This is a genomic window from Acinetobacter sp. UBA3132, from assembly GCF_002364825.1.
GTDB classification, from domain to species: Bacteria; Pseudomonadota; Gammaproteobacteria; order Pseudomonadales; family Moraxellaceae; genus Acinetobacter; species Acinetobacter schindleri.
Genome location: NZ_DEZM01000072.1, coordinates 666 through 2,675, shown reverse-complemented (window position 1 = coordinate 2,675; position 2,010 = coordinate 666). Strand labels below are relative to the sequence as shown.

Annotated in this window: 2 protein-coding genes; one reads left to right on the top strand and one right to left on the bottom strand. The window is 43.9% G+C overall.

Translation table 11 applies throughout. The annotated features are described in order from the left end of the window. Positions 1 to 235: 235 nt before the first annotated feature. Complete coding sequence (locus B4033_RS03235) at positions 236 to 880, top strand: hypothetical protein (protein WP_286832066.1); 645 nt, start codon at positions 236 to 238, stop codon at positions 878 to 880. Between the two features lie 7 nt (positions 881 to 887). Here the strand turns inward: B4033_RS03235 and B4033_RS03230 are convergent. After that, on the bottom strand, positions 888 to 2,010 hold a 1,123-nt coding region (locus B4033_RS03230), incomplete at its 5' end, for an MFS transporter (protein WP_286832064.1).

The window sequence follows — 2,010 nt, the reverse complement described above, 5'->3', positions numbered from 1 at the left end:
AGCACGCCGTTGGGGCTTTGGGCGCTCACCGGCAGTGATACGGCCAGTAAAAGAGGGCGCAATATTAGCATAAAAATAATCAGGCTTCATGGCTGAGTACTAGCACTGCAAGAAAGCCTTCTAGGAAATTAAAAAGTATTGAATTCATTCAAATAGATGCAGAGGTCAAGGAATAGTTTACTAAACAGTAAAAGAGTTTAAGATAAAGAAAACAGGATAAAAAAGGAGAAAAATAATGATGTTACTAGAAGAGATTTACAAAACAACAAAAGCTCAGCGTTCAGAATATTTCAATCTACGTGTTCAACGCAGTCTAAGCTGGTTAAGAAAAGCGGTAGAGTTACAGGCCGATTATGATTTTCAGTTTCTGAGCCTGTGGATTGGTCTGAATGCTCTTTATGTACAGGAAAATGAAGATAGCCTAGATCAGCAGGCCTTATCACAATTTCTCCATCTTATCCTTAGCAAGGATCAGGAGAAAAGAATTTCTCAAATTTTATTGGGTCGCTATGAGATTACGCTGCATGCACTATTGGATAATCAATATCTCACTCAGCAATATTGGGACTATCAACACAATAAAATCAGCCAAAGCAACTGTCGTGAAATGCTGAAGCAACAAAAAATAGAGGCTCAACAAGCGCTAGGACAGCAGGATATATTGAAGATGCTGTCAGAAGTTTTTAAGCGTTTCACTAACTTAAGGCAACAAATTCTGCAGGGTGGAGTGAGTTATGCCAGCGCCCTCAGTCGCAAGCAGATGCAGGAAAGTTGTAGTCTATTTTCAGCCTTGCTGAACACCTTTATCTATATATTGCTGGAACATGCAGCAGTAATGGATTCCGGCAAAGCCTACTATCCAGTGGTTCAAGTAAATTAGATGATCATTAGTTGGTTTTTACGCGCGCATGATAAAACTGATCAATCAGGGCAAAGACGGTGGCAGCTAGTGCAAATATGAATCCAGTCAGGCAGCTCATGCTCCAGCCACCATGATGCCATGCATATACGCCCGCTGCAGAGCCACAGGCACCTCCAATAAAATACAGGGTCATATAAATAGAGTTAATCCGGGATTTGGCATCCGGACGCAGGCGGAAAATTACATTCTGGTTACAGCTATGGGTAATTGCCAGTCCCAGATTAATTAGCGCATAACCTGCAATATAGCTAATCAACGATGTGCCACCAAAATAGAGAAACAGCCAGCTGCCTGCCAGAATTGAACAGCCAATCCAGCTCAGCAGTTTGATATAACCTCGGTCCGCCCATCTCCCAATCACTTGAGTTGATAATGCGCCAAAAACTCCTACTAAAGTGACTAATCCCACCATAACATCTGCCAGATGAAAGGGAGACTGTGTCAGTAACAGGGCAATGGTAGAGAACAGAATACTCATCGCAGCAAAGGCAAAAGCACCGGTAAGGGAACGAAATACCAGTCGTGGTTCTTGGACCAGCAGACTGCCCATAGAGTGGAAAATTCTGGCATAGCTGATTCTGAATTTTGGTAGGGTCGGTAGCTGCCCACGTAAATAGATTCCTAGGAACAGCATCGAAACTGAACTCAATGCATAGATGACTTTCCAGTGAAACAAGTCAGAGAGTAATCCGGCAATACTGGTCGACAGCAAAATCCCGACCAATAAACCACTCATCAGAAAGCCAATCACTTCACCAGTTTTTTCCGGTTTAACGGTCATAGCAGCTAAAGGAATCAGTACCTGTGCCGCGACAGAAAATAAACCGGCGATAACCGTCCCTAACCAGAGCATGGGCAAATTGATTGCTGTGGCACAGATCATCAGTCCCAGCGCAGCCCCCCACATCAGGGCAGGAATCAGCTTGGTCTTATTCAGCATGTCACCCAATGGTACGATGAACAGCAGGCCCAGTGCATAAGACACTTGAGCAAAGGTCACGGTCAGGGCGACTTGCGATTCAGGTACCTGATAATATTGCTGAATTGATGAAATCAGAGGCTGACAGTAATAATTCGCCCCAGCACAT